This is a genomic window from Paraburkholderia sp. SIMBA_030 (assembly GCF_046535245.1).
Lineage (GTDB): Bacteria > Pseudomonadota > Gammaproteobacteria > Burkholderiales > Burkholderiaceae > Paraburkholderia.
Genome location: NZ_JAWRXB010001248.1, coordinates 1 through 249, shown reverse-complemented (window position 1 = coordinate 249; position 249 = coordinate 1). Strand labels below are relative to the sequence as shown.

Sequence of the window (249 nt, the reverse complement as noted above, 5' to 3'; positions counted from 1 at the left end):
ACCTTTGCCCGTGCGCTGCGTTCGATCCTGCGTCAGGATCCGGACGTGATCATGATCGGCGAAATCCGTGACCTCGAAACCGCGCAGATCGCGGTGCAGGCATCGCTCACGGGCCACCTCGTGCTCGCGACGCTGCACACCAACGACGCGGCCTCGGCCGTCACGCGCCTGACCGACATGGGCGTCGAGCCGTACCTGCTCGCGTCGTCGCTGCTCGGCGTGCTCGCGCAGCGTCTGGTGCGCCAGCTC

Annotated in this window: 1 protein-coding gene; it reads left to right on the top strand. The window is 68.3% G+C overall.

Translation table 11 applies throughout. The annotated features are described in order from the left end of the window. A partial coding sequence (locus SB772_RS44045) for a GspE/PulE family protein (RefSeq protein ID WP_410839029.1) occupies window positions 1-249 on the top strand: 249 nt, incomplete at both ends.